The organism is Lentzea sp. CC55, from assembly GCF_021056325.1.
Classification (GTDB): Bacteria; Actinomycetota; Actinomycetes; order Mycobacteriales; family Pseudonocardiaceae; genus Lentzea; species Lentzea jiangxiensis.
Genome location: NZ_JAJCXE010000022.1, coordinates 45659 through 69589 on the forward strand (window position 1 = coordinate 45659; position 23931 = coordinate 69589).

The window sequence follows — 23931 nt, forward strand, 5'->3', positions numbered from 1 at the left end:
TCCAGTGTCCGAGCTCCTCGTCGAAGACGCCGATGGTGTGCGCACGCTCACGTTCAACCGCCCGGAGTCGTTCAACGCCTTCACCGTCTCGCTGAAGGAGGCGTTCCTCGCCGAGCTGAAGGCCGCGGCGGCCGACGCGTCGGTGCGCGCGGTGGTGATCACGGGTGCGGGCAGGGCGTTCTGCGCGGGTCAGGACCTCAAGGAGCACATCGGGTTGCTGCAGGCCGGTGACCCCGCGCCACTGCACACCGTCGAGAAGCACTACAACCCGATCGTGCGCGAGCTGATCGCGATGCCGAAGCCGGTGATCGCCGCGGTCAACGGCAGCGCGGCGGGTGCGGGCGCGTCCTTCGCCTACGCCGCCGACCTGCGCATCGCGGGCGCGTCGGCGAAGTTCCTGATGGCCTTCGCGAACGTGGGCCTGACCGCCGACTCGGGAGCCTCCTACACGCTGCCGAGGCTGATCGGCCACGGCCGCGCGATGGAGATGATGCTGCTCGCGCAGCCCGTCGGCGCCGAGGAGGCGCTGCGGATCGGCATGGTCAACCAGGTCGTGCCGGACGACGAGCTGCTGCCCACCGCCCATGCGCTGGCCGCCCGGCTGGCGGCGGGCCCGACGACGGCCTACGCGAAGATCAAGGAAGCGCTGGCCGCGGCGGCGGACGGGACGCTCGAGGACGCGCTGGAGGCGGAGCGCCGCACCCAGGCCGACTGCGGCGCCACCGAGGACCACCGCGAGGCGGTGGACGCGTTCGTGAACAAGCGCGCCCCGAAGTTCACCGGGCGCTAGCGCGGAAGCAGGTCGCTATGTGGTCGTCCACCATCCCGGTGGCCTGCATCAACGCGTAGCACGTGGTGGGGCCGAGGAACTTGAAGCCGCGCTTCTTCAGCTCCTTGGCCATCGCCTTCGACTCGTCCGTGATCGCCGGCACGTCCGTGATCGTCGCGGGACGCACGTGGCCGGCGGGGGCGAAAGACCACAGCAGCGCGTCGAGGTCCACGTCCTGCTCGACGACCACGCGGGCGTTGTGGATCGCGGCGTCGATCTTCAGCCGGTTCCGGACGATGCCCGCGTCGGCCATCAGCCGTTCCACGTCCGCCGGCCCGAACGCGGCCACCAGCTCCGGGTCGAAGCCGGCGAACGCCGCGCGGAACGCCGGCCGCTTGCGCAGGATCGTGATCCACGACAGCCCGGACTGGAACGCCTCCAGCGACATGCGCTCGTAGAGCTCCGGGGTGCCGTGCAGCTCCACGCCCCACTCGGTGTCGTGGTAGGCGGCGTAGTCCGGGGTCGAGTCGCCCCACGGGCAGCGGACGAGCACCTGCTCCCCGGCTGCCTGCTCAGGCCGGGTGGTCACTGCTCTCCCTGTCCTCGAGCTCCGCGACGCGCGCCCGCAGCGTCTCGACCTCGGTCGCGAGCCGCTGCAGGACCCAGTCGACCTCGCTCATCTTGTAGCCGCGGAAGACCTGCTGGAACTTCAGCTCGCGGACGTCCTGCGCGGTGATGTCGTCGGCGGGCAGCCGCGTGGGCGACGCACCGGGTGGCAGCGGCGCGAGCTCCTCGCCGCGCCCGAACACCAACGCCGCGAGCAGGAACACCACTGCCGCGACGGCCACCAGCACGATCAGGTAGATCAGGGCGTTGGTCACGCGACGATCGTGGCACAGCTCAGGCAGCGGCGAGCGAGCAGACCGAGCCGGACGATCACGGTCCACGTGACGAGGCTCGCGACGCTCATCGGCGACGACTGCACCAGCCGCGCGACGTCGAGGTGCGCGGTGGCCACGATGATCGAGAGGTTGCCGAGCAGCACCGCGCCCACGGCCGTGAGCGCGACGCCGGCGCCGATCCTGGCGAGCAGCTTCGCGTCGTACGTGCGTGCCAGGAACCGGCCGAGGACCAGCGTCACCAGCGCCAGTCCGGACGCGATGCCACTGGTCAGGTCGTTGGCCTTGGCGATGAACAGGTACCAGGCGGGCGGCATCGAGCCGAAGTCCTGCCACGGCCCGACGAGCAGCAACCGGCCGTACTCCCACGCCATGTGCATCAACGGCAGCACGATCGCGAGCCAGATGAGCGTGCGCGTGCCGTAGGCGACGGCGAGTTCGGCCTGGTACTCGTTCGCGATCTCGCGCACGGGGCCGAACTCCTCGACCGCGCGCTGCCGGGCCTCGTCTTCGGCGAGGCCTCGGCCGAGGTGGGCCTCGGAGGCGTCGGTGAGGCTGTCGCGGGTTTCGGTGAGCAGGTCGCGGACCTGCTTCCGCGAGCCCCGCAACCGCGCCCCGAGCTCGGCGACGTACCGCTCGATCGGATCGGCATCGCTCACTGCTGCGCCCACTTCCCACCTCCCAGCACCCCGTCGATGACCGTCGTGAACTCGCGCCACGCGCTGCGCTCGGCGTTCAGGGCGCGTTGTCCCGCCTGCGTGAGCCTGTAGGTGCGGCGCTTGCGCCCGCCGACCGTGCTCCAGTCGCTGACGACGTGGCCCGCCCGTTCCAGCCTGCGCAACGCCGGGTAGACCGTGCCCGTCGGGAGGTCGAGCGCACCGCCGCTGCCCTGCTGCAACGCCTCGATGATCGCGTAGCCGTGCAGCTGCCTGCCGTCGAGCGTGGCCAGCAGCAACGCGTCGAGGTGGCCGCGTAGCGCGTCGGGCTTCATGGGTGGCGACTCTACTGACCCCGGCTCCGGGAGTGGTCCCTGAAATCCTCGGTCAGGGTCTGCCCTGAGATCCCCCTGAGATGCGGTTTCCGGCCTCAATAAGTAGCCGCGCTACGCATACCGTCAGCACCCATGAACGCAGTAGACCTCGCCCGGCTCCAGTTCGCGCTGACGACGTCGTTCCACTTCCTGTTCGTGTTGCTCACGCTGGGCCTGGTCACGCTGCTCGTGGTCATGCAGACGAGGTCCACGATCACCGGCGCGCCCGTGCACGAGCGGATGACGCGGTTCTGGGGCCGGATCTACGTGATCAACTACGCGCTCGGGATCGTCACCGGGATCGTGATGGAGTTCCAGTTCGGCCTGAACTGGTCGGGCCTCGCGACCTACGCCGGCGACGTGTTCGGGGTGCCGCTCGCGCTGGAGACGCTGATCGCGTTCTTCCTGGAGTCGACGTTCCTCGGGCTGTGGATCTTCGGCTGGGGCAGGCTCCACCGCTGGGTGCACCTGGCACTGCTCTACCTGACGGCGCTGACGGCGTTCGCCTCGGCGTTCTGGATCATGGCGGCGAACGGGTTCCTGCAGCACCCCGTCGGCTACCGGGTCGACGGGGTGCTGCGGCTGGACGACTTCGGCGCCCTGCTGACCAACCCCGCGTTCACCTCCGCCCTGGTGCACGGCGTCTTCGCGGCGATCACCGCGGGCGGCGTGTTCCTGACCGGTGTCTCGGCGTACCACTTCATCAAGCGGACGCCCGAGGCCGACTTCTTCCGGCGCTCGCTGCGGATGGGCGTGGTCACCACGGCCCTGGCCACGCCGGTGCTGATCGGCGCCGGCTTCGCCCAGTTCCCGGTGATCGAGCGCTACCAGCCCGGCAAGGGCGACGCGGTGCAGTGGATCGGGGCGCCGCTCGGGTTCATGGTCCTGATCGGGATGGGGCTGACGCTGATCAGCTGGCTCACGCTGCCGCTGCTGATCAGGGACGCGGTGATCAGGATGCGCTTTCCCCTGTACCTCATGGTGATAGGCATCCCCTTCCCGTTCGCGGCGGCCGTCTTCGGGTGGATGTTCCGGGAGATCGGCCGTCAGCCTTGGCTGATCTACGGCCTGTTGCGCACCGAGGACGCGGTGTCGCATGTGGACGCTTCGCGGATCCTGTTGTCCCTCATCGTGTTCACGTCCCTGTTCGTACTGCTGGCCGGTGTGGACTGGGCGTTGATCGCACGTGCGGTCCGCCGTGGTCCGGACGTGGCGCCGGCTCCCGTCTCGCCGCTGGTGGTGACGCTCTGATGGAAGCTCTCTGGTTGACGGTGCTCGGCGTCCTCACGGCCGGGTACTTCGCGCTGGCCGGTTTCGACTACGGCACAGGCCTCCTCCTGCCGTTCCGCCGGCGCGAGGCCGCCCTGCGCCGGATGAACCCGTTCCTCCTGGGCAACGAGGTGTGGCTGGTCGCGGCGGTCGGGGTGCTGTTCGCGGCTTTCCCCCGCCTGGAGGGAGAGCTGCTCTCCGGCGCGCACAGCACCTTCACGCTGGTCCTGGCCGGACTGGTGCTGTTCATGGCGGCCGTGCAGCTGCGGTTGTGGTGGTGGCTGGTGTTCACCGGTGCGCTCATGGTGTCCGTGGGCTGGGGGTTGTTCCTGGCCCACCTGCTGGAGGCGCCCTGGCCCGTCGCGCTCGTGGTGCCGGTGCTGTTCGCCGTGCACGGCTGGGTGTTCCAGGCCCGGCTGTGGAAGGTGTTCCCGGTGACCGCGGCGCTGTGCGCGGCGCCGATCCCGCTCGCGTTCAGCTCGGTCGACGTCACCGGGCTCATGGCGCACCCCGACACGCTCGGCCTGCTCGCGTGGGTCGCGGTCCCGGTCATCCCGCTGGTGGTGGTGTTGCAGTGGTCGATCGTCGCCCTCTCCTCGCGCTGATCCCGATCCCGTTCCTGGTGCTCGCGCAGGCAGAGCTCCTGGCGTCCGTGCTGAGCGGTGGCACCGGTCTTCTCCCGCTGTGCCTCGTGATCGGCCTGCGGGTGCTGGTGTGGTGGGGGCACCGCGAGTGGGCGCACCGGGCCGCCGAACGCACCCGCGTCCGCCTGCGGGAGGCGTTCCTGCGCTCGCCGGGGACCAGGGCCGGCGAGGTCGCCACGCTGGTGACGCGCGGCGTGCACGACGTGACGCCGTACGTCGTCGGCTACCTGCCGATGCGCGTCCTGGCCGTCGCCGTGCCGCTCGCCGTGGTGGTCCGGCTGGCGTTCGCCGACCTCACGGCCGCGTTGACGATCCTCGCCACGCTGCCGTTGATCCCGGTCTTCGGTGCGCTGGTCGGCGCCCACACCCGTGAGCGGACCGCTCGCCAGTGGGAGGCGCTGGCCACCCTCGGCGGCCACTTCCTCGACGTGGTCAGGGGAATCGGCACGCTGCGGGCGTTCGGGCGGGCCGGGGCGCAGTCCGAGGTGGTCCGCGGGCTCGCCGCGCGGCACCGGGCGGAGACCATGTCGGCGCTGCGGATCGCCTTCCTGTCGGCGTTCGTGCTGGAGCTCGTGGCCACGATGTCGGTGGCGCTCGTCGCGGTGCCGGTGGGGCTCAGGCTCCTCGGCGGCTCGGTGCCGCTGCACACCGCGTTGCTCGTGCTCCTCCTCGCCCCGGAGGCGTTCCTGCCGTTGCGCGCGGCCGGTGCCCAGTACCACGCGAGCGCCCAGGGCCGGGAGGTGCTCGCGAAGGTCCCGGCGCTCGTCGAGTCCCGCGGCCAGGCACCGCCGGACCTCGGGAGCTCGGAGATCGTGTTCGACGACGTGAGCGTCCGCAGCCTCAGGAACTTCTCGCTGCGCATCCGGCCCGGCGAGCGGATCGCGCTGGTGGGCCCGAGCGGCGCGGGCAAGAGCACGGTTCTCGGGCTGCTGCTGGGTTTCGTGCGCCCCGACAGCGGCCGCGTGCTCGTCGGCGGCGTCGACCTGCGGGAGATCGACCAGCGGAGGTGGCTGGAAGCGCTGTCGTGGGTGCCGCAACGCCCCACGCTCGTCCCGGCGGCGCTGTCGTCCGGTGAGCAGCAGCGGGTCGCGCTCTCCAACGCCCTGGACCGGCGCGGAGCTGGTCTGTTCCTGCTCGACGAGCCGACCGCGCACCTCGACGCGGCGACGGAGTCCCTCGTGCTCGAAGCGGCACGCGGCTTCACCCGGGGACGGACGGCCGTGATCGTCGCGCACCGGCCGGCGCTGCTGCGGGAGGTCGACAGGGTGGTGCGGGTGTGAAGATCGCGATCCTCGTCGGCGTCCTCGCCGAACTGGCCGGCGTCGGCCTCACCGCCACGGCGACGTGGCTCGTGATGCGCGCCGCCGAGCACCCGCCGATGGCCGCGCTGACCGTGGCGGTCGTCGCGGTCCGCACGCTCGCGCTCGCCAAGGGCGCGCTGCGCTACCTCGAACGCCTCACCAGCCACGGGGCGGTGCTCGGCGAGGCCGTGGAGCTGCGCGGCAAGGTCTACGACGACCTCGTGCACCGCGGGCACGTCCCGTCCGGCACGGCGCTGACCCGCATCGTCACCAACGTCGACCAGCACCTCGACACGAAGCTGCGCACCACCCTGCCTTGGATCACCGCGGCCGTGGTGAGCGCCGTGGTCGCCGTCGCCTCGGGCTTCTCGCTGCCGCTGGTCGCCGGTCTGGCGGTCAACCTCGCACTGCTCCCGCGGCTCGCCATCCGCAAGCCTCAGGACCTCACCCCGTTGCGCGCCAGGCTGACCGAACAGACCACGGAACTGGTGCACAGCAGGGAAGAACTCATCGCCTACGGCCTCTTCGACGACAAGCTCCACGCGGCCACCGAGACCGCGGAGGCGTTGTCCCGCGGCGAACGCACGCGCGACCTGACGCCGTGGGCGATCGCCGTCCAGTTCGCCGCCGCGCTGCTGATGCTCCACCAGCACGAGCCCGCCTGGCTGGTCATGGCCGCCGTCGCCACGTTCGAGATCACCGTCCCGCTGGCGGCGATGTCCAGACCGGCTCCGGAACCGGTGGACGAACCCGAGCCGGTCCACGTGCCCGAAACCCCGGTCCCCACCGGCAGGACGGCGATCGTCGGTCCGAGCGGTTCCGGGAAGACCACGCTGCTCAACGCCCTCGCGCGCCGGCTCGAACCGAGCAAGGGCGCGCTGGCCGACGCGCACGTCTTCCACGCCACGGTCCGCGCGAACGTCCTGCTCGCCAAACCCGGTGCCACGCAGGAGGAGCTCGACAGGGCCGCGGCGATCACCGAGCTCGACCTCGACTGGGACCGGGTCGTCGGCGAACGCGGTGAGGAGATCTCCGGCGGCCAGCGCCAGCGGCTCGTGCTGACGAGGTCGGTGCTGGCGCACCCCGAGGTCCTGCTCCTCGACGAACCCACCGAGGGACTGGACCCGCGGCAGGCCGACCGCGTGCTGGGCGGGGTGCTGGACCACTGCCGCGGCACGGCCCTGGTCGTGACGCACCGGGAGGAGCAGCTAGCCCTTTTCGACCACGTGCGCCATCGGCGGCCGGTCGGCCACGAGCACGTCGGCGGAGTCGGGTAGCCACTCGCCGCCGACCTGCACGAACTGCGTGAGCGGCCCGGAGCGGGCCTCGACCCCGCACCGGGCCAGCGCCGTTCCCATGATCTGCGCCGACATCGCGCCGAGCTGCAGCAGCGACCGGTTGCGGTGCTTGCGCACGCCGAGGTTCACCTGGGCCAGCGCGGAGAGCCCGTGCAGGCGGTGGACGTCGAGCAGCAGCCCGATCTCCACGCCGTACCCGGCCGCGAACGGGACGGACTCCAGGAAGGACCGGGTGGCCGCGTACTCACCGCCGAGCGGTTGCACCACACCGGAGAGCTCCGGCCTCAGCGCGTTCAGCAACGGCCGCGCGACCAGTTCGGTGACCCGCCCGCCGCCACTGCTCTCCAGCCGCAGGGGCCGCCGGTAGAACCCCTTCACGAGGTGCACGCCGGAGTCGAGCAGCAGCGGCCCGAGCAGCGCCGTGACGAACGCCGTCTCCGGGTCCACCAGGTCGGAGTCGAGGAAGACGACCAGGTCGCCGGACGTCGCCGCCAGCGACCGCCACAGGACCTCGCCCTTGCCCGGCAACGGCGGCAGCCACGGCACGACGTCCTCGCGCAGCACGACCCGCGCCCCGGCGGCGGAGGCCACCTCCACGGTCCGGTCGGTCGAACCGGAGTCCACCACGACGAGCTCGTCGACGAGGGTGCCGAGCAACGGCCGGACCACGGCGACGACGTCGCCGACGGTCTCCTCCTCGTCCAGCGCGGGCAGCACCACGGACACGGTCCGGCCGCGCTTGAGCGCCACGAGCTCGTCGGCCGACCAGGACGGCTGCTGCCAGGTGTGCGAGGCGAACCACGCTTCGGCGGAGGTCAGCATCAGGCGAGCGCCCGCATCGCCCGTGCCGGCGGCTTGGTCCCCACCACGCTCGCCACCATCTCCACGACCTTCCTCGCCTGCCGCACGTCGGTCGCGGCGATGGCGCGTGCTCCGGACATCGCGGCCACTGTGGCAGCCGCCAGCGTCTGGTCCTCGTCCCCCTCGGGGATCGTCACCACGTCCAACGCCCGCCCGAGCGGTGGCAATTCCAGCTCACCGTCGAACTCGACGACGTCGGCGCCGTCCGCGACGGCCCGCTCGAGGGCGTCCGCGCTGGTCAGGTGCGCTACGACCAGCACGCGGTCCTCGGGCAGCTCGGTGATGCGGAATCGGTTCACACCACCCAGCGTAAACAGTGACCTGACTCACACGATGTTGCTACTCACGAGTAGCAACCTGCTTTACTCCCGAGCAGCAACCCTGCGTGATCTACGTCATGGTCAAGGAGGACCAGCGTGCGACGATCACTTGTTCTGATCTCGGTACTCCTCACCACCCTGCTCGGCGCCCCTGCCGCGCTCGCGGTCGTCCCCGGACACCAGATCACCTACAAGTCCATCCCCGGCGTCGGCGGCACCGCCCTCAAGGCCCTCGTCGTCGAGCCCACCGGCCGGGGCGGCGGACCGTTCCCGCTGCTCGTCATGCCGTCCAGCTGGGCGGTTCCCAACATCGAGTACGTCGGCGCGGCGGCGAAGCTCGCCAAGGAGTCCGGCTACGTCGTCGTGAGCTACACCAGCCGCGGCTTCTGGGACTCCGGCGGTCAGATCGACGTCGCCGGCCCCGAGACCGTCGGTGACGTCAGCATGGTCATCGATTGGGCGATCGCGAACGCCAAGGCCGACGCCTCCCGGGTCGGCGCGGCCGGGATCTCCTACGGCGCGGGGCAGTCGCTGCTGGCCGCGGCGAACGACAAGCGCATCAAGGCCGCCGCGGCGCTGAGCACGTGGACCGACCTGGCCCGCTCGCTCTACCCGAACAGCACCGTGAACAAGCAGGCCGTCGAGGTCCTGCTGGCGGCGGGCAAGGCCACCGGACGGCCGGGCCCGGTTCTCGCCGAGGCCGAGGACGCCTACCGCGACGGCCGGTTCCACGAGGTCGTGCCGATCTCCGCGGACCGTTCCGCCGCCACCGCCGCGAAGATCGACCGGATCAACGCCAACGGCACCGCGGTCCTGCTCGGCAACGCCTGGAACGACGGCATGTTCGCGCCGGGCCAGATCGCGGACTTCTACGGCAGGCTGACCGGCCCGAAGCGGCTCATGCTCTCGCCGGGCGACCACGCCACCGCCGAGCTGTTCGGCGCGGCCGGGTTGCCCAACGAGATCTGGGAGTCGGTCGGCCGCTGGTTCGACCGCTACGTCAAGGGCACGGCCAACGGCATCGACGCCGAGCAGCCCGTCCGCCTCAAGCCGAACAACGGCGGCGCGTGGCGGACGTTCAGCAGCTGGCCGAACGCCAACGCCGACACGGTGCAGCTCGACGGCAGGACGATCCACGCCGGCTGGGGCACCGTCGCCGACAGCGGCACGATCCTGCTCTCCGGTGCGCTGCAAGGGTTCCTGAACATCCCGACCGGGGTGTCGCTGCCGTTCGTCGACCGCACCGTCGCCGGCGTGTGGAGCGGACCGCAGTACCGCAACGGCGCGACGCTCGCCGGAACGCCGAAGCTCGAGCTGACCGTGACGCCGAGCGCGGAGACGACGACGTTGTTCGCGTACCTGTACGAGGTCGGCCCGCTCGGCCTGGGCGCGCTGATCACCCACAAGCCGGTGAAGGTGACCGGCGCGGGCCTCACCCGGACGCTCGACGTGGAGCTGGAGCCGACGGTGTGGAACGTCGGCGCGGGCAACCGGATCGCACTGGTGATCGACACGGTCGACCCGCGTTACCTGACGGAGTCGACACGTGGCTCAACCGTCACCTTCGGACCGTCGAGCCTCACGGTGCCGAAGGCGTAAGAATGTCGGGGTGGACCTCACCCGGCAACAGGTGCTCTTCCACCGGATCCACCAGCACGAGCTGGACCGGCGGACCTCCGGCGCGACCGAGCTGGCGGTGCTGTCACTGGGCATCCAGGACAACACCTCCGGCTCGGCCCTGGCGAGCCTCGCCGCCAGGCTGCACGAACCCTCGGCCGAGGACTTCACGCTGACCTGGTCCGTGCGCGGCGCACCACACCTGCACCGCCCGGGAGAGCTGAAGGCGTTCGCCCGAGCCCTGTGGCCCTGGAGCGACGCCGACGCCCGCGCCCGCGCGGCCCGCCCGAAGGTCGACGACCTGCTGGACGCGCTGCGGCACATCGCCACCGCGATGCGGTCGATCGTCACCAAGCCGATGACCAAGGGCGACGTGAGCGCGGCCCTGACCCCGTTGGCCCCCAAGCAGACGATCGAGGCCTGCCGGGGCTGCGGCACCGAGCACGTCAGCGACCCGATCTTCCGCCTGGGCGCGCTCCCCGCGGGCCTGAGGATCATCCCCGAAGAGAAGACCGTGACGTTCGAGCGCATCCACGGCTGGCCGGGCGTGCCCCGCAAGACCGCGGGCTTCGACGAGCTGATCCACCGCTACCTCACGCTGCACGGCCCGGCCGGACCGTCCGAAGTGGCCGGTTACTTCGGCACGACCACCCGTGAGGTGAAGAAGCGCTGGCCGGGCGAAGGCCTCGTCGAGGTGACCGTGGAGGGCCACCCGGCGTGGCTGCCGGAGGGCCTGGAGATCGCCGACGCCGACCCGCCCCCCGTCCGCCTGCTCCCCCCGACCGACCCGTACCTGCAGGCACGCGACCGGGACCTGCTGCTCCCGGACAAGGCGGCGCAGAAGGACGTCTTCCGCGTCCTCGGTCGCCGGGGCGCGATCCTCGTGGACGGCGAGATAGCGGGCTCCTGGCAGGGCAGGGTCGTCTCCGGCAAGCGCTTCGAGGTGACCGCCACCCCGTACCGCCCGCTGCCGGACCTCCTACCGGAGACCGAACTCCTCGCCCGCGCCAAGGGTCTGGACGACGCAAGCGTCAAGGGCGACTGACACGTCGTCCGTGACGACCAGCGACTTCAGCGCGGCGTGCGAGACGAAACCCTTGTCCCGCAACCCGGTCAGCCACTCGACGAGCCCCTTGTAGTGGTTGTCGACGTCGAGCAGCACCACGGGCTTGTCGTGCATGCCGAGCACCCCGGCCGTCCACACCTCGAAGAACTCCTCGGCGGTCCCGATGCCACCCGGCAACGTCAGGAACGCGTCCGCCTTGTCGTCCATCATCTTCTTGCGCTCGCGCATCGTCTCGACGACGTGCAGCTCCGTCGACTCGCGGTCGGCGATCTCCCGGGTCGCGAGCCCCCGGGGAATCACGCCGTAGGTGTGCGCGCCACCGGCACGTGCCTCCCGCGCCACGGCACCCATCATCGACGTCTGCCCACCACCCCACACGAGGTGCCAGCCCCGCGCGGCGATCTGCCGCCCGACCTCGGCGGCGAGGTCGACGTAGCTCTGGGGAACGGTGGCGAGGCTTCCGCAATACACAGCGACGTACATCGGTCCGAGGTACCACTTTCACTACTCGAAGGAATGCGACCAGAGCCCCACTGTCGCACGACATCCGCCGCCACGGAGCCGGCGCCGACGCAGGCGGTCGAGGCTTGGGCCCAATGGGCGGGATGCTTCACCCACAGGCCTTCTCTGGCCGTCCCGGCATCCCGCCACGAGCTCGAGGCCGAGCCCCGGCGCTTCGTCCCGACGCGCGCCGGACTCAGTGCGCGTCAGCCCAAGCCTGATGCGCTTCCTTGACCACGCGGACCGCGTCCTCGATGTCGTCGGTCAGGTGCAGCAGGGCGAGGTCCTTCTCCCCCACCTTGCCCCCTTCCAGCACCGAGCTCTTGATCCAGTCGTAGAGCCCCTGCCAGTAGTGCGTTCCGAACAGCACCACCGGGAACTTGGTGACCTTCTTCGTCTGCACCAGCGTCAGGGCCTCGAACAGCTCGTCGAGCGTCCCGAACCCACCGGGCAGGCAGATGAAGGCCTGCGAGTACTTGATGAACATCGTCTTGCGGACGAAGAAGTACCGGAAGTTCACGCCGAGGTCGACCCAGGGGTTCAGCCCCTGCTCGAACGGCAGCTCGATCCCGAGGCCGACCGAGAACCCGCCGGCCTCCGAACACCCGCGGTTCACGGCCTCCATCGCACCGGGCCCGCCACCGGTGATGGTGGCGAAACCCGCCTGGGCCAGCGCCGCGCCGAGGTCGCGCCCGATCTGGTACTCCGGGTGGTCGCGCCCGGTCCGGGCCGACCCGAACACGGTCACCGCGCTCGGCACCTCGGCGAGCGCGCCGAAGCCCTCGACGAACTCGGCCTGGATCCTCAGCACGCGCCACGGGTCGGTGTGCACCCAGTCCGTCGGGCCGCGCGAGTCCAGCAGGCGCTGGTCGGTCGTGGTGAGCTCGTCCCTGCGTTCGCGGCGCAGCACGACCGGGCCGCGCTGCTTCTCCTTCGGGTGCTCGTCCACGGCACCGTTCTTCTCTTCCGTCATCACCGAGATGCTAGTGATCAGTCCAGCAGAAATCGCTTAAGCACGTCGAAACACCCGGTGATCTGATGGACGGGCACGTTCTCCTCCCGCGTGTGCGCGAGCGTCGGGTCGCCCGGCCCGAAGTTGACCGCGGGCATGCCGAGCGCCGCGAACCGCGCCACGTCCGTCCAGCCGAGCTTGGCGACCGGGGTGCCCCCCGCGGCCGTGACGAGCTCCTGCGCCGCCGGGGCGCCGAGGCCGGGCAGGGCACCGGCGGCGAAGTCGGTGACGGTGACGTCGAAGCCCTCGAAGACTTCGCGGAGGTGCTGTTCCGCCTGCTCGACCGTGCGGTCGGGGGCGAAGCGGTGGTTGACCGTGAGCACCGCGGCGTCCGGCACGACGTTGCCCGCGACGCCGCCGCTGATCTTCACGGCCTGCAGGCCCTCGTGGTACCGGCAACCGTCGATCTCGGGCCGGCGCGGCACGTACCGCTCGAGCCTGCGCAGCGCCTCGCCCATGCCGTGGATGGCGTTGCGGCCCATCCACGCCCTGGCGGTGTGGGCGCGCTTCCCCGACGTCCTGACCTCGATGCGCATCGTGCCCTGGCACCCCGCCTCGACCGTGCCGTTCGACGGTTCGCACACGATCGCCAGGTCGCCCAGCAGCCAGTGCGGCAGGTCGCGCTCGATGCGCGTCAGGCCGTTGCGCTCGGCCTCGATCTCCTCGCAGTCGTAGAAGACGAACGTGAGGTCGTGGCGCGCATCAGCGCTGAGGGCCGCGATCGCGAGCATGACCGCGTCGCCGCCCTTCATGTCGACGGTGCCGCAGCCGTGCAGGACGTCGCCCTCGCGGCGACTTGGGAAGTTGTCGTTGATCGGCACGGTGTCCAGGTGCCCGGCGAGCACGACGCGGCGCTGTCTGCCCGCGTTCGTGCGGGCCAGCACCGAGTTCCCCGATCGAGTGATCTCCAGGTGGGGCGCGTGGAGCGCCAGCGACCGCTCCACGAGGTCCGCGATCTCCGCCTCCTCCCCGGACACGCTGCGCACATCCACGAGCGCGGTCGTCAGGTCGATCGGGTCGGCGAGGAGGTCAAGGGTGTCGGACACGGCGTTCACCCTACTCAGCCCACTTGGGCGCTGGGCCGTTCAGCCGATACCGTGCGGAGCGTGGTCGAACGCACACTCCTGGTCATCGCGCTGCTGCTCACGGCCACCGGGTGCGGCGAAGCCCCGGCGACGTGCGCCCGGCAGTGCGGCGAGATCCACGACCTGTTCACGGCACCGTGCGGCTCCCAGCACAGCAGCACACCCGCCGAGTGCGCCGCGTGGGTCGGCTCCGTCAGCTCGATGACCCGCAGGCTCGACAGCTCGTTGCGGGGCAAGCGCGTGCAGCCGGCCGTGGCCGAGGTCCTGCCGCGCCTGATGACGTCGGTGGGCGAGTTCGAGGCGCACCGCTGCGGCGAGGTGCGCGTCGACAACGTCTCGAGCACCGACACGCGCCAGTCGAAGTGCAACGAGGCCCTGATCGCCACCCGCGGCGACCTGGGCTCGCTCTACTTCAGCGCCGGGGTTCCCGACTGACCGGCGCCGCCTGCGGCTCGTCCGGCACCTCACCGCGGCCGGCGGGAGTGGCCGGCGGACTAAGCTCGGTACCCGTGAGCACCGCATACGGCATCGGCTTGGCCACTGTGACCCCGGACGGCACCGTCCTCGACACCTGGTACCCGTCCCCCGCCCTCGGCGAGGCGCCGGAGCTCGACACCGTCCGCGTGTCGTCCGCCGAGATCGCGGAGGCCCTCGGCGAGTCCGCCGCCAAGCTCCTCGGCGAGGACCCCGAGCGCGGCGTCGAGGTCGTCGGCGTCCGGGTCGCGATCGACCTGGAGGCCGCCCCGCGCGACACCTACGACGTCTGGCTGCGCCTGCACCTGCTCAGCCACCGCCTGGTGAAGCCGCACGGCGCGAACCTCGACGGCCTCTTCGGCCTGCTCACCAACGTCGTGTGGACGAACCACGGCCCGTGCGCGGTCGAGGGCTTCGAGCAGACCCGCACCCGCCTGCGCGTCCGCGGCCCGGTAACGGTCTACAGCGTCGACAAGTTCCCGCGCATGGTCGACTACGTCGTCCCGTCCGGCGTGCGGATCGGCGACGCGGACCGGGTCCGCCTCGGCGCGCACCTCGCGTCCGGCACCACGGTCATGCACGAGGGCTTCGTCAACTTCAACGCGGGCACCCTCGGCGGCTCGATGGTCGAGGGCCGCATCTCCGGCGGTGTCGTGGTCGGCGACGGCTCGGACGTCGGCGGCGGCGCGTCGATCATGGGCACGCTGTCGGGCGGCGGCAAGCAGGTCATCAGCCTCGGCGAGCGCTGCCTGCTCGGCGCCAACGCCGGTCTGGGCATCTCGCTCGGCGACGACTGCGTGGTCGAGGCGGGCCTCTACATCACCGCCGGCACGAAGGTCACGCTCCCGGACGGCGAGGTCGTCAAGGCCCTGTCCCTGAGCGGGCAGTCGAACCTGCTGTTCATCCGGGACTCCGTCACCGGCACCGTGCTGGTGAAGCCGCGCAAGGGCACCGGCGTCGAGCTCAACGCGGCGCTGCACGCGAACGACTGAGCTTCGGGGGAAACTCGGTGTCTGGGGCCCGGTCTGCGCAGGCAGACTGGGCCGCAGCCGCTTTCAGGACCGTCCCAGGGAGGTGCACGTGCTGAAACAGCGACTCGAGTTGAACGCTCGCGCCGCCATCGAGCGTGCCCTGCAGGGGGCGCAGTCCGAGGACTCCTTCGTGGAGTTCAAGACGCAGTGGCCGGTCGACCACGGCAAGGCCGCACGGCAGATCGCCGCGTTGTGCAACGCCGCCCGCGGGTCCGAGGCCATGTGGATCGTCGGCGTCGACGAGAAGGGCCGCTACGTCAAGGGAGCGCCCGCCGAGGAGCTGTCGAGCTGGTGGCCCAGGGTGGAGAGCCACTTCGACGGCGTCGCACCGGGCCTCACCACGGTCGCGTTCGACTGGGCCAGGAACCGCACGGTCGTCGTCCTCAGCCTGCAGACCGACAACGCGCCGTACGTCTTCGTCACGAAGAAGGAGCCGTACAGCAGGGAGATCCCGTGGCGCTCGGGTGAGCGCACGCGGTCGGCGCGGCGCGGTGAGGTGCTGGAACTGCTGGTGCCCAAGCTGGACATGCCCGGCTGGGAGTTCGTCAGCGCCCGCGCCACGCTCAGCCAGCACTCGCCGACGCTGCGGTTCGAGGGCGACCTCTACCTGGAGACGAACCAGCCGTTGTCGTTGCCGCACCACAGATGCCACTCGTACGCGACGTACGGGCTCGACAGCGAGACGGTCGACCTGGCGTTCAGCTTCCGCACGAACACACGGGACGTGCGCGCTGTCGAGAGAGTCGTGCGCGTCGCCGAGCCGGCCGTGCTCCACGTCAGCGCGGACGCCGACGTGGAACTGGACGCGTTCCAGGACCTGTGGGACCTGCACTGGCACCTCGTGCTCGGCCTGGGCCTGAGCGGCGAGGAGATCAGCACCAGCGTCCGCCTCACGACGGACGCGGTGCCGCCGAACCAGTTCACCCGCAGGGTCTGGTCCGCTCTCAAGCCCTGAGGTTCAGGTGCCGAGGCGTTCCACGGCCGCCGCGACCCGTTCGTCGGTGGCCGTGAGGGCGATCCGCACGTGCTGGGCGCCCTCCGGCCCGTAGAACGTGCCGGGAGCGGCCAGGATGCCGCGGTCGGCCAGCCAGGAAATGGTCTCCCAGGCGTCCTCACCGCGCGACGACCACAGGTAGAGGCCCGCCTCGGAGTGCGACACGGTGAACCCCGCCGCCTCCAGCGCGGGCTTGAGCACCTCGCGCCGGGCGCGGTAGCGCGCACGCTGCTCGGCGACGTGCTCGTCGTCCTCCAGCGCCGCCCGCATGGCCTCCTGCACCGGCCGCGGCACGATCATGCCCGCGTGCTTGCGCAGTTCCAGCAGGCCCGCCACCAGTTCCGGGTCACCGGTGATGAACCCGGCCCGGTAGCCCGCGAGCGACGACGACTTCGACAGCGAGTGCACGGCGAGCACGCCGTCGAAGGAGTCCACTACGGACGGGTGCAGCACCGACACCGGCCGCGCGTCGTCCCACGGCAGCGCCAGGTAGCACTCGTCCGAGGCCACCACGGCGCCGACGGCACGAGCGGCGACGACGGCGTCCCGCAGCTGTCCCGCCGACAGCACCCGGCCGGTCGGGTTCGACGGCGAGTTCAGCCACACCAGCTTCGTGCCGGCGGGCGGTTGCTCCCCGTCGGCCAGGCGGACGACCTCCGCTCCCGCCAGCAGTGCCCCCACCTCGTAGGTCGGGTACGCCACGGACGGCACGGCGACGACGTCACCGGGGCCCACACCGAGCAGGGTGGGCAGCCACGCCACGAGTTCCTTGGAGCCGATCGTGGGCAGCACCGCGGCCTCGGACAACCCCGTGACCCCGTACCGGCGCCCCACCGCGGCGACGAAGGCCGCGCGCAGCTCGGGGGTGCCGTGGGTGGTCGGGTAGCCGGGGACGTCGGCGACCGACGACAGAGCCGCCTGGACCACCGCGGGAACCGGGTCGACGGGTGTGCCGACCGACAGGTCGACCACGCCACCGGGGTGCTTGCGCGCCTTGGCGGCGTGGCCTGCCAGCGAGTCCCACGGGAAGTCCGGCAGCGCCGGGCCCCTGCGATGGAGGATCAATGCCCCTCGGCAGCCTGCGGTGCGAGGGCCTTGACGAACTCCGGGTCGGCGCTGACCTTGCCGACCTTGGAGGCGCCACCGGGCGATCCGAGCTCGTTGAAGAAGTCGACGTTGGCCTTGGTGTAGTCCTTCCACTCGTCGGGGACGTCGTCCTCGTAGTAGATGGCTTCCACCGGGCACACCGGCTCGCACGCGCCGCAGTCCACACACTCGTCGGGGTGGATGTAGAGCATCCGGTCGCCTTCGTAGATGCAGTCGACCGGGCACTCTTCGATGCACGCCTTGTCGAGCAGATCCACGCACGGCTGGGCGATCACATAAGTCACTGCGCTCTCCAACTTCATCTGGTCACACCGCGCAAGCCGGAGAGTACGCGGCACGTTCGAGTATCACCCGGTCAGGCTTGCCTTAGCTGCACGGTGTTCCACGTCACAACACCTGGTGGGACAGGATGGGCGGGTGCACACGGTCGATCATCTGGAACTGCTCTGCGCGCGAGCATGGCCCGCTGTGGCAGAAGTCCCGCTAGGAGATTGGTTGATGCGCGCGGCGAACGGGTTCACCGGCCGCGCCAACAGCACTCTGACCTGCGGTGATCCCGGCATTCCGATTCCTGACGCGTTGGGGGTCGCCCAGGGGTTCGCACGGGAGCACGGCATCAAACCCACGGCTCACGTCGTCCGGGGTTCCGCGCACGAGCCCGCTGTCGAACGGGCCGGGTGGCGCGTCGACCTCGATCATCCGGGCGGCGCGGAGTCGCTGGTCATGACCGGTGCTCTCGCGAAGTTCGCCGACGGTGTGGCCGAGAGTCGCGATCTTCCCGGATGGTGGGAACTGACGGCCGGATCCGAGGTCTCCGCCGCCCAGCGGCACGTGCTCGGCACCGGCGCCGTCTGCTTCGCGAGCACCACCGAGGACGGCACCGTGGTCGCCGCCGTGCGGGGTGCGGTCGTCGACGACCTGCTCCACGTCGCACGGCTCGCCGTCCGGCCGTCACACCGCCGCCGGGGCCTCGCGCGGCGCCTGATGGGAGAGCTGGCGGGCTGGGGACTCGAGCGCGGCGCCTCGACGTGCGTGCTCCAGGTCGCCGAGCACAACGAGCCGGCGATCAGGCTGTACGAGGAGCTCGGCTGCACCGAGCACCACCGCTACCGCTACTGGATCCCGGCGGTCTCGTAGAGGCCGGGCCTGTTGGCCGCGTTGCGCGCCATCACGGCGCCCACGGCCACCGCGCCCGGCATGGCGCCGCCCGCGATCAGCAGCAGCGTGCGCCAGTCGCCGAGCAGGAACTGGCCCTGGCCGCCGGGCTCGAGGAACCCGAGCCCGAAGATCGTGAAGAACCACACGAGGAGAGGCGCGGCGGCGGCCGCGACCCGCGTGGACAGACCCGACGCCCACTGCACGAGCAGCGGGGTGGTGACGACGGCCACCACGACCGTGACCGGGAACGGCAGGTCGCCCAGCCGGGGCAGGACCAGGCCGTCGAGCCTGAGCGGGAGGAAGAACGTCTCCAGCACGGCGAGCACTGCTGCCTCGACGCACAGGAGCAGCAGGAACACGACTCGCCAGCTACCGGTCACCCAGTCCTCCGAACAGATCCGCCTCCGCGCCCGCCGCCGATCCCTTGGCGAGCACGTAGTACTCGGCCCCGACCAGCGGCTGCGCGATGTTGTTCGACAGCGCGTACCCGTCGTCCCACACGCTGACCTGCGTCGAGTGTGCACGCAAAGCGCGGCGCTTGGCCGTCAGGTGCTCGGACACGTCCACAACCGTTGTGATCTCTTCATCCGGCGTGACCGGCAGCTCGCCGGGCTCGGGCAGCCGGAACGCCTCGGGGACGTTCTCCAGGGCGGCCACACCGGCGTTCGTGGCGTCGCGGGACGTGACGGCGTAGAAGACCCGTTCGACGTCGGAGACCTGGGCACACGCGGCGACCGTGATCTCGTGCGCGCGGATGTGGTCCGGGTGGCCGTAGCCGCCGAACGCGTCGTAGCTCACGACGACCTGGGGTTTGACCTCGCGCAGGATCTCGACCAGCTGCGCGGTCTGCTCCTCCAGCGCTCCTTGGACGAACGCGCGCGCCTTCGCGTTGGACGGCACGTCGACCATGCCGGAGTCGCGCCAGCGCCCGATGCCGCCGAGGAACCGGTGGTCCGTCACGCCGAGTGCGGCGCAGGCCGACCTCAGCTCACCCACTCGGTAGCCGCCCAGCTGGTCGGCGGCGTCGGCGGCCAGGTGCGCCAGCGCGGGCGGGATGATCTCGCCCTCTTCCCCCAGCGTGCAGGTGACCACTGTGACGTGCGCGCCGGCCGAGGCGTAGCGCGCGATGGTGCCGCCGGTCCAGAGACTCTCGTCATCGGGGTGGGCGTGCACGAAGAGCAACCGTGGTGGGGCAGTCAGCGTCACCGGAAAAGAGTAAAGCGGTGTTCATGGCCCCTGCTCCGCAGGGGCGGCGAGATCGCCGGGAGGCCGGTCATCCGGCCGAACCGGACGACCGACGCGGTCCCGCGTCAGACCGCGGAGAGCCCCGGCCGGCCCGGTGTGCGGGCCGGCCGGGGCTCTCGTTGGTCAGCGAAGCCGTTACACGACCGCACGTTCCTCCGCGAAGTGGCACGCGGACAACGTTCCGTCCGGTCCACCACGCCTTTCCAGCTTCGGTTCCACGGTGGCGCAGATGTCCTGCGCCTTCCAGCACCGCGTGCGGAAGCGGCACCCCGACGGCGGGTTGACGGGCGACGGCACGTCACCGGTCAGCACGATCCGCTGGCGCTGCCGCTCCGCCTTGGGGTCGGGCATCGGCACGGCCGAGAGCAACGCCTGCGTGTACGGGTGCATCGGCCTGGTGTAGATGGCCTCGCGGTCGCCCATCTCGATGATCTTGCCGAGGTACATCACCGCGACGCGGTCCGAGATGTGCCGCACCACCGAGAGGTCGTGCGCGACGAACAGGTACGCGAGCCCGAGCCGTTCCTGCAGCTCCTCCAGCAGGTTCACGACACCGGCCTGCACCGAGACGTCCAATGCGGACACCGGCTCGTCCAGCACCAGGAACCGCGGGTTCAGCGCGAGCGCGCGGGCGATGCCGATGCGCTGGCGCTGACCGCCGGAGAACTCGTGCGGGTAGCGGGCGCGGTGCTCGGGGTTGAGGCCCACGAGCTCCATCAGCTCGTTGACCCGCCGTTGCACGCCGCCTTCGACGCCGTGGATCTGCAGCGGCTCCGCGATGATGTCGTTGACCTGCCACTTGGGGTTCAGCGACGCGTACGGGTCCTGGAAGACGATCTGGATGTCCTTGCGCAACGGCCGCAGCTGCTTGTTGCTCATCGTCGTGAGCTCGCGCCCGTCGAACCTCACCGAGCCCGAGGTCGGCTTGTGCAGCTGCAGGATCGCGCGCCCGGTCGTGGACTTGCCGCAGCCGGACTCGCCGACGAGGCCGAGCGTCTCACCGGGGTGCAGCGTGAACGACACACCGGACACGGCCTGCACCGTGCCGGTGTTGCGCGGGATGATCCCCTTGCCGCGCACCGGGAACTCCTTGACGAGGTCGGTGACCTCCAGCAACGGCGCGGTCACTTCGCCTCCTCATCGGTCACCGAGGACCCGTGCACGGCGGTCACCTCGAGGGACTCGTCGGGGTTGGCGGCGGCGAACGCCGCCGGGTTCTCCACCGTGCCGATCTCGTCGTGCAGGAACAGCCTCTGCGGCTGCTCGATCGACGCCAGGTGCTCCCAGCGGTGGCACCGCGTCCGGTGGTTCGGCGCGCCGGCCTCCTCGAGTTCCGGCTCCCACTCGTGGCACACGTCGGCGACGAGGGGGCAGCGCGGGGAGAACGAGCAGCCGGTCGGCAGGTTCACGAGCGAGGGCGGCGCGCCCTTGATCGGGGTGAGCCGCTTGCCCAGCGTGGACGGGTTCGGCACGGAGCCGAGAAGTCCCACGGTGTAGGGCATCCGCGGCCGTTCGAAGACGTCGTCGACCGGGCCGGACTCGACCACGGTGCCGCCGTACATCACCTGCACGCGGTTGACCATGCCCGCGACCACGCCGAGGTCGTGCGTGATCATGATGATCGCCGCGTCGGTCTCGGACTGGATGCGCAGCATGGTGTCGAGGATCTGCGCCTGCACCGTCACGTCGAGCGCGGTGGTCGGCTCGTCGGCGATGATCACGCTGGGGTCGTTGATGATCGCCATCGCGATGACGACGCGCTGGCGCATGCCGCCGGAGAACTCGTGCGGGTACTGCGCCGCGCGCTTGTCCGGCTGCGGGATGCCGACCAGCTCGAGCGCCTCGACCGCCTTGGCCCACGCCGCCTTCTTGGAGACGTCGTGGTGCGCGCGGTAGGTCTCGGCGAGCTGCCACCCCACGCTGTAGACCGGGTTCAGCGACGTCATCGGGTCCTGGAAGATCATCGAGATGTGCTTGCTGCGGAACGGCTGCATCTGCTTGTAGGTGCGGCCGTTCAGCTCCTCACCGCGGTAGCGGATGGAACCCTCGATGCGGGCGTTCTTGGGCAGCAGGCCCATGATCGCCATGGAGGACACGGACTTGCCGGAGCCCGACTCGCCCACGATGCCGAGCACGTCGCCGGAGTTGAGGTCGAACGAGACGTTGCGCACGGCGCGGACGTCGCCGTCGTCGGTCGGGAACGTCACCGAGAGGTCCCTGACCGAGAGCAGCGGTGCGGTGGTGCCGGAGGGCAGGAAGTCCTCCGAGAGTGCGGGAACAGTGGACATCAGGCACGCACCTTCGTCTGCCTCGGGTCGAACGCGTCGCGCAGGCCGTCACCGATGAAGTTGACGGCGAGGGAGAGCGACACGAGCACGATGAACGGACCCCAGAACAGCCACGGCCGGTTCAGGAACTGGCCGTAGTTCTCCAGCACGATCACGCCGAGCGACGTGTCCGGCGGCTGGACGCCCAGGCCCAGGAACGACAGCGCGGCCTCGGTGAGGACCGCGGCGGCGATCGCCAGCGTGGCGTTCACCGTGATGCTGCCGATCATGTTCGGCACGAGGTGCTTGAAGATGATGCGCGGGGTGCTGGCGCCGCAGGCCCGTGCGGCCTCGACGAACTCCCGCTGCGCCAGGGAAAGCGTCTCGCCGCGCGTGATGCGGGCGATCTGCATCCAGGCGAAGGCGGCGAGCACCAGCGCGACGACGTACCAGCTGCCGGAGAAGCCCTTCACGACGATCGCGGCGACCGCGATCTGCGGGATGATCAGCAGCAGGTCGACCAGGCGCATCAGCGCCGTGTCGACGAAGCCGCGCAGGTACCCGGCCAGGGCACCGAAGGTCACACCGATCGCGGTCGCCAGCGCGGCCACGATCAACGCGATCTGCAGCGAGTACCCGGTGCCGCGCATGAGCAGCGCGAGCATGTCCTTGCCGACCTGGGTGGTGCCGAGCGGGTGGGCGCCGCTCATCGGCTGGTAGGACTTGCTGGTCACGTCCTCGTAGTCGTAGGTCCAGATGAACGGACCGACGAACGCGAACAGCACGAGGAAGACGAAGACGCCGAGGCTCACCATGGCGAGCCGGTGGCGGAGGAAGCGCCGCAGGACGAGCTGGCCCTGGGTGCGGGTCTTGGTGGCGTCGAACTCGTGGGAGTCGGCCTCGGGAGCGCTGTTCACCACGCCGCCCTCGGACGCCAAGTTGATGTTAGCCAAGGCGAATCCTGGGGTCGAGGATGCCGTACACGACGTCGGCGATCAGGTTGAACAGCACGATGAGGGTCGCCGTGACGGCGAGCCAGCCCATCAGCATCGGCGGGTCGAACTGCCGCACGGAGTTCACGAGCAGCGTGCCCATGCCGGCCCAGCCGAACACGGTCTCGGTGATGATCGCGCCGGACAGCACGGCACCGAAGTTCAGCGAGAACAGGGTGGCGACGGGGATCAGCGCGTTGCGGAAGGCGTGGCGGAAGATCACCCGGCTCTGCGAGATGCCCTTCGCCCGCGCGGTGCGCACGAAGTCCGAGTGCAGGATCTCCAGCATGGAGGCCCGTTCGAACCGGCTGTAGGCGGCGAAGCTGATCAGCATCAGCGCGACGGTCGGCAGCAGGAACGTGCCGGTGTACTTGAAGATCACCTCGCCGAAGCTGCCGCTGAAGCCGCCCGGCCGGGGACCCGCGGTGGTGAGCCAGCGGTCCAGCCCCATCGACTCCAGGACGTTGTTGAACTGGATGCCGTAGTTCTTCACGATGACCGCGACGCAGAAGATCGGCATCGAGAACATGAGGAACGCGGTGCTGGTGGCGAGGTAGTCGAAGATCGAGTACTGGCGCACGGCGGCGAGCACGCCGACCGCGACGCCCAGGGTGAGGGCGAGGAGTTCGGCACCGATGACGAGCCGGCCGGTGGTCCACAGCGCGTCCGTGACGGCGGGGTAGACAGCCGTCTTGGCCTGGCCGAGAGCGATGCTCTGGCCCCAGTCACCGGACACGAAGTCGGTGAGCCAGTTCCAGTAGCGGACGACGACGGGCTGGTCCAGGCCGAGTGCCGCCTCGGCGGCCTTGAGGTCGGCTTCGGTGACACCGGGCCGGAACCGCATCTCCGCCAAGGGGTTTCCGGCGGTGGCGACGAGGACGTAACAGGCGAAGCTGCCGATCAGCAGGATGGGTACCGAGATCAGCAGGCGCCGGATGATGTAGCGGATCACGACGAGCTCCCTAGGGGGCACCCGCTCGGGCGGGGCCGG

General features: G+C 70.6%; 28 protein-coding genes. 11 read left to right on the top strand and 17 right to left on the bottom strand.

The genetic code is table 11. From position 1 onward, the window contains the following. Positions 1-4: 4 nt before the first annotated feature. On the top strand, positions 5-790 hold the full coding sequence (locus L6E10_RS15980) for an enoyl-CoA hydratase-related protein (protein ID WP_236220315.1): 786 nt from the start codon (positions 5-7) through the stop codon (positions 788-790). On the opposite strand, the gene L6E10_RS15985 is transcribed toward L6E10_RS15980, so the two are convergent. Genes L6E10_RS15985 through L6E10_RS16000 form a run of 4 tightly spaced genes read right to left on the bottom strand, consistent with a single transcriptional unit; the run spans position 777 to position 2659 of the window. Next, entirely contained in the window at positions 777-1358 is a 582-nt protein-coding gene (locus L6E10_RS15985) for a DNA-3-methyladenine glycosylase I (protein WP_308102798.1), read from the bottom strand. The genes L6E10_RS15980 and L6E10_RS15985 overlap by 14 nt on opposite strands. After that, positions 1342-1650, bottom strand: coding sequence for a DivIVA domain-containing protein (locus tag L6E10_RS15990; RefSeq protein WP_236220316.1), 309 nt, complete (start codon positions 1648-1650; stop codon positions 1342-1344). The genes L6E10_RS15985 and L6E10_RS15990 overlap by 17 nt, the downstream gene beginning before the upstream one ends. Continuing rightward, positions 1647-2339 (bottom strand): permease prefix domain 1-containing protein, encoded by a 693-nt coding sequence (locus tag L6E10_RS15995; protein WP_236220317.1) that lies wholly within the window; start codon positions 2337-2339, stop codon positions 1647-1649. Before L6E10_RS15995 ends, L6E10_RS15990 begins: the two co-directional genes overlap by 4 nt. Beyond that, on the bottom strand, positions 2324-2659 hold the full coding sequence (locus tag L6E10_RS16000) for a PadR family transcriptional regulator (RefSeq protein ID WP_090099732.1): 336 nt from the start codon (positions 2657-2659) through the stop codon (positions 2324-2326). Before L6E10_RS16000 ends, L6E10_RS15995 begins: the two co-directional genes overlap by 16 nt. 132 nt (positions 2660-2791) lie before the next feature. Between L6E10_RS16000 and L6E10_RS16005 the strand changes: the two genes are divergently transcribed. Genes L6E10_RS16005 through L6E10_RS40810 form a run of 4 tightly spaced genes read left to right on the top strand, consistent with a single transcriptional unit; the run spans position 2792 to position 7189 of the window. Then, complete coding sequence (locus L6E10_RS16005) at positions 2792-3949, top strand: cytochrome ubiquinol oxidase subunit I (RefSeq protein ID WP_236220318.1); 1158 nt, start codon at positions 2792-2794, stop codon at positions 3947-3949. Continuing rightward, the gene (locus L6E10_RS16010) at positions 3949-4572 is read left to right on the top strand and encodes a cytochrome d ubiquinol oxidase subunit II (protein WP_236220319.1); all 624 of its coding nucleotides are present in this window, start codon (positions 3949-3951) and stop codon (positions 4570-4572) included. The genes L6E10_RS16005 and L6E10_RS16010 overlap by 1 nt, the downstream gene beginning before the upstream one ends. Beyond that, the gene (locus tag L6E10_RS16015) at positions 4542-5891 is read left to right on the top strand and encodes an ABC transporter ATP-binding protein/permease (protein WP_236220320.1); all 1350 of its coding nucleotides are present in this window, start codon (positions 4542-4544) and stop codon (positions 5889-5891) included. Before L6E10_RS16010 ends, L6E10_RS16015 begins: the two co-directional genes overlap by 31 nt. Then, complete coding sequence (locus tag L6E10_RS40810) at positions 5888-7189, top strand: ATP-binding cassette domain-containing protein (RefSeq protein ID WP_236220321.1); 1302 nt, start codon at positions 5888-5890, stop codon at positions 7187-7189. The genes L6E10_RS16015 and L6E10_RS40810 overlap by 4 nt, the downstream gene beginning before the upstream one ends. On the opposite strand, the gene L6E10_RS16025 is transcribed toward L6E10_RS40810, so the two are convergent. Both L6E10_RS16025 and L6E10_RS16030 read right to left on the bottom strand, forming a co-directional pair. Further along, positions 7121-8032: a glucosyl-3-phosphoglycerate synthase gene (locus L6E10_RS16025; protein ID WP_236220322.1), complete on the bottom strand. Its 912-nt coding sequence runs from the start codon at positions 8030-8032 to the stop codon at positions 7121-7123. The genes L6E10_RS40810 and L6E10_RS16025 overlap by 69 nt on opposite strands. Beyond that, complete coding sequence (locus L6E10_RS16030; RefSeq protein WP_236220323.1) at positions 8032-8370, bottom strand: hypothetical protein; 339 nt, start codon at positions 8368-8370, stop codon at positions 8032-8034. The genes L6E10_RS16025 and L6E10_RS16030 overlap by 1 nt, the downstream gene beginning before the upstream one ends. Positions 8371-8487: 117 nt before the next feature. On the opposite strand from L6E10_RS16030, the gene L6E10_RS16035 reads away from it, so the two are divergent. Together L6E10_RS16035 and L6E10_RS16040 are read left to right on the top strand one after the other, a co-directional pair. Beyond that, positions 8488-9990 (top strand): CocE/NonD family hydrolase, encoded by a 1503-nt coding sequence (locus tag L6E10_RS16035; protein WP_236220324.1) that lies wholly within the window; start codon positions 8488-8490, stop codon positions 9988-9990. A 10-nt stretch (positions 9991-10000) separates the two neighbouring features. Beyond that, the gene (locus L6E10_RS16040; protein WP_236220325.1) at positions 10001-11053 is read left to right on the top strand and encodes a winged helix DNA-binding domain-containing protein; all 1053 of its coding nucleotides are present in this window, start codon (positions 10001-10003) and stop codon (positions 11051-11053) included. On the opposite strand, the gene L6E10_RS16045 is transcribed toward L6E10_RS16040, so the two are convergent. From L6E10_RS16045 to dapE, 3 genes are all read right to left on the bottom strand, one after another. After that, a complete protein-coding gene (locus tag L6E10_RS16045; RefSeq protein ID WP_236220326.1) occupies positions 10988-11557 on the bottom strand; it encodes a TIGR00730 family Rossman fold protein in 570 nt (189 codons plus the stop codon). The two genes, L6E10_RS16040 and L6E10_RS16045, sit on opposite strands and share 66 nt — an antisense overlap. Positions 11558-11771: 214 nt before the next feature. Continuing rightward, the gene (locus L6E10_RS16050; RefSeq protein WP_236220327.1) at positions 11772-12548 is read right to left on the bottom strand and encodes a TIGR00730 family Rossman fold protein; all 777 of its coding nucleotides are present in this window, start codon (positions 12546-12548) and stop codon (positions 11772-11774) included. Between the two features lie 17 nt (positions 12549-12565). Beyond that, the gene (gene dapE, locus L6E10_RS16055; protein WP_236220328.1) at positions 12566-13633 is read right to left on the bottom strand and encodes a succinyl-diaminopimelate desuccinylase; all 1068 of its coding nucleotides are present in this window, start codon (positions 13631-13633) and stop codon (positions 12566-12568) included. 60 nt (positions 13634-13693) lie between these two features. On the opposite strand from dapE, the gene L6E10_RS16060 reads away from it, so the two are divergent. From L6E10_RS16060 to L6E10_RS16070, 3 genes are all read left to right on the top strand, one after another. Then, positions 13694-14107, top strand: coding sequence for a hypothetical protein (locus L6E10_RS16060; protein WP_236220329.1), 414 nt, complete (start codon positions 13694-13696; stop codon positions 14105-14107). Between the two features lie 74 nt (positions 14108-14181). Continuing rightward, positions 14182-15138, top strand: coding sequence for a 2,3,4,5-tetrahydropyridine-2,6-dicarboxylate N-succinyltransferase (gene dapD, locus L6E10_RS16065; protein WP_236220330.1), 957 nt, complete (start codon positions 14182-14184; stop codon positions 15136-15138). Between the two features lie 88 nt (positions 15139-15226). Continuing rightward, complete coding sequence (locus L6E10_RS16070) at positions 15227-16132, top strand: hypothetical protein (RefSeq protein WP_143022778.1); 906 nt, start codon at positions 15227-15229, stop codon at positions 16130-16132. Positions 16133-16135: 3 nt separating this feature from the next. On the opposite strand, the gene dapC is transcribed toward L6E10_RS16070, so the two are convergent. Next, on the bottom strand, positions 16136-17236 hold the full coding sequence (dapC, locus tag L6E10_RS16075; protein ID WP_236220331.1) for a succinyldiaminopimelate transaminase: 1101 nt from the start codon (positions 17234-17236) through the stop codon (positions 16136-16138). After that, positions 17233-17562: a ferredoxin gene (gene fdxA / locus L6E10_RS16080; RefSeq protein WP_218130387.1), complete on the bottom strand. Its 330-nt coding sequence runs from the start codon at positions 17560-17562 to the stop codon at positions 17233-17235. The genes dapC and fdxA overlap by 4 nt, the downstream gene beginning before the upstream one ends. A gap of 214 nt (positions 17563-17776) precedes the next feature. Between fdxA and L6E10_RS16085 the strand changes: the two genes are divergently transcribed. Next, on the top strand, positions 17777-18415 hold the full coding sequence (locus L6E10_RS16085) for an N-acetyltransferase (protein ID WP_240010734.1): 639 nt from the start codon (positions 17777-17779) through the stop codon (positions 18413-18415). On the opposite strand, the gene L6E10_RS16090 is transcribed toward L6E10_RS16085, so the two are convergent. From L6E10_RS16090 to L6E10_RS16115, 6 genes are all read right to left on the bottom strand, one after another. Next, on the bottom strand, positions 18391-18816 hold the full coding sequence (locus L6E10_RS16090; protein WP_090099763.1) for a hypothetical protein: 426 nt from the start codon (positions 18814-18816) through the stop codon (positions 18391-18393). The two genes, L6E10_RS16085 and L6E10_RS16090, sit on opposite strands and share 25 nt — an antisense overlap. Then, positions 18806-19642, bottom strand: coding sequence for an N-acetyl-1-D-myo-inositol-2-amino-2-deoxy-alpha-D-glucopyranoside deacetylase (gene mshB / locus L6E10_RS16095; protein ID WP_236220333.1), 837 nt, complete (start codon positions 19640-19642; stop codon positions 18806-18808). Before mshB ends, L6E10_RS16090 begins: the two co-directional genes overlap by 11 nt. 174 nt (positions 19643-19816) lie before the next feature. Then, positions 19817-20809: an ABC transporter ATP-binding protein gene (locus tag L6E10_RS16100; protein ID WP_236220334.1), complete on the bottom strand. Its 993-nt coding sequence runs from the start codon at positions 20807-20809 to the stop codon at positions 19817-19819. After that, positions 20806-21969 (bottom strand): ABC transporter ATP-binding protein, encoded by a 1164-nt coding sequence (locus tag L6E10_RS16105; RefSeq protein ID WP_236220335.1) that lies wholly within the window; start codon positions 21967-21969, stop codon positions 20806-20808. Before L6E10_RS16105 ends, L6E10_RS16100 begins: the two co-directional genes overlap by 4 nt. Beyond that, complete coding sequence (locus tag L6E10_RS16110; protein ID WP_240010735.1) at positions 21969-22901, bottom strand: ABC transporter permease; 933 nt, start codon at positions 22899-22901, stop codon at positions 21969-21971. The genes L6E10_RS16105 and L6E10_RS16110 overlap by 1 nt, the downstream gene beginning before the upstream one ends. Next, positions 22894-23892, bottom strand: coding sequence for an ABC transporter permease (locus tag L6E10_RS16115; protein WP_236220336.1), 999 nt, complete (start codon positions 23890-23892; stop codon positions 22894-22896). Before L6E10_RS16115 ends, L6E10_RS16110 begins: the two co-directional genes overlap by 8 nt. Positions 23893-23931: the final 39 nt, after the last annotated feature.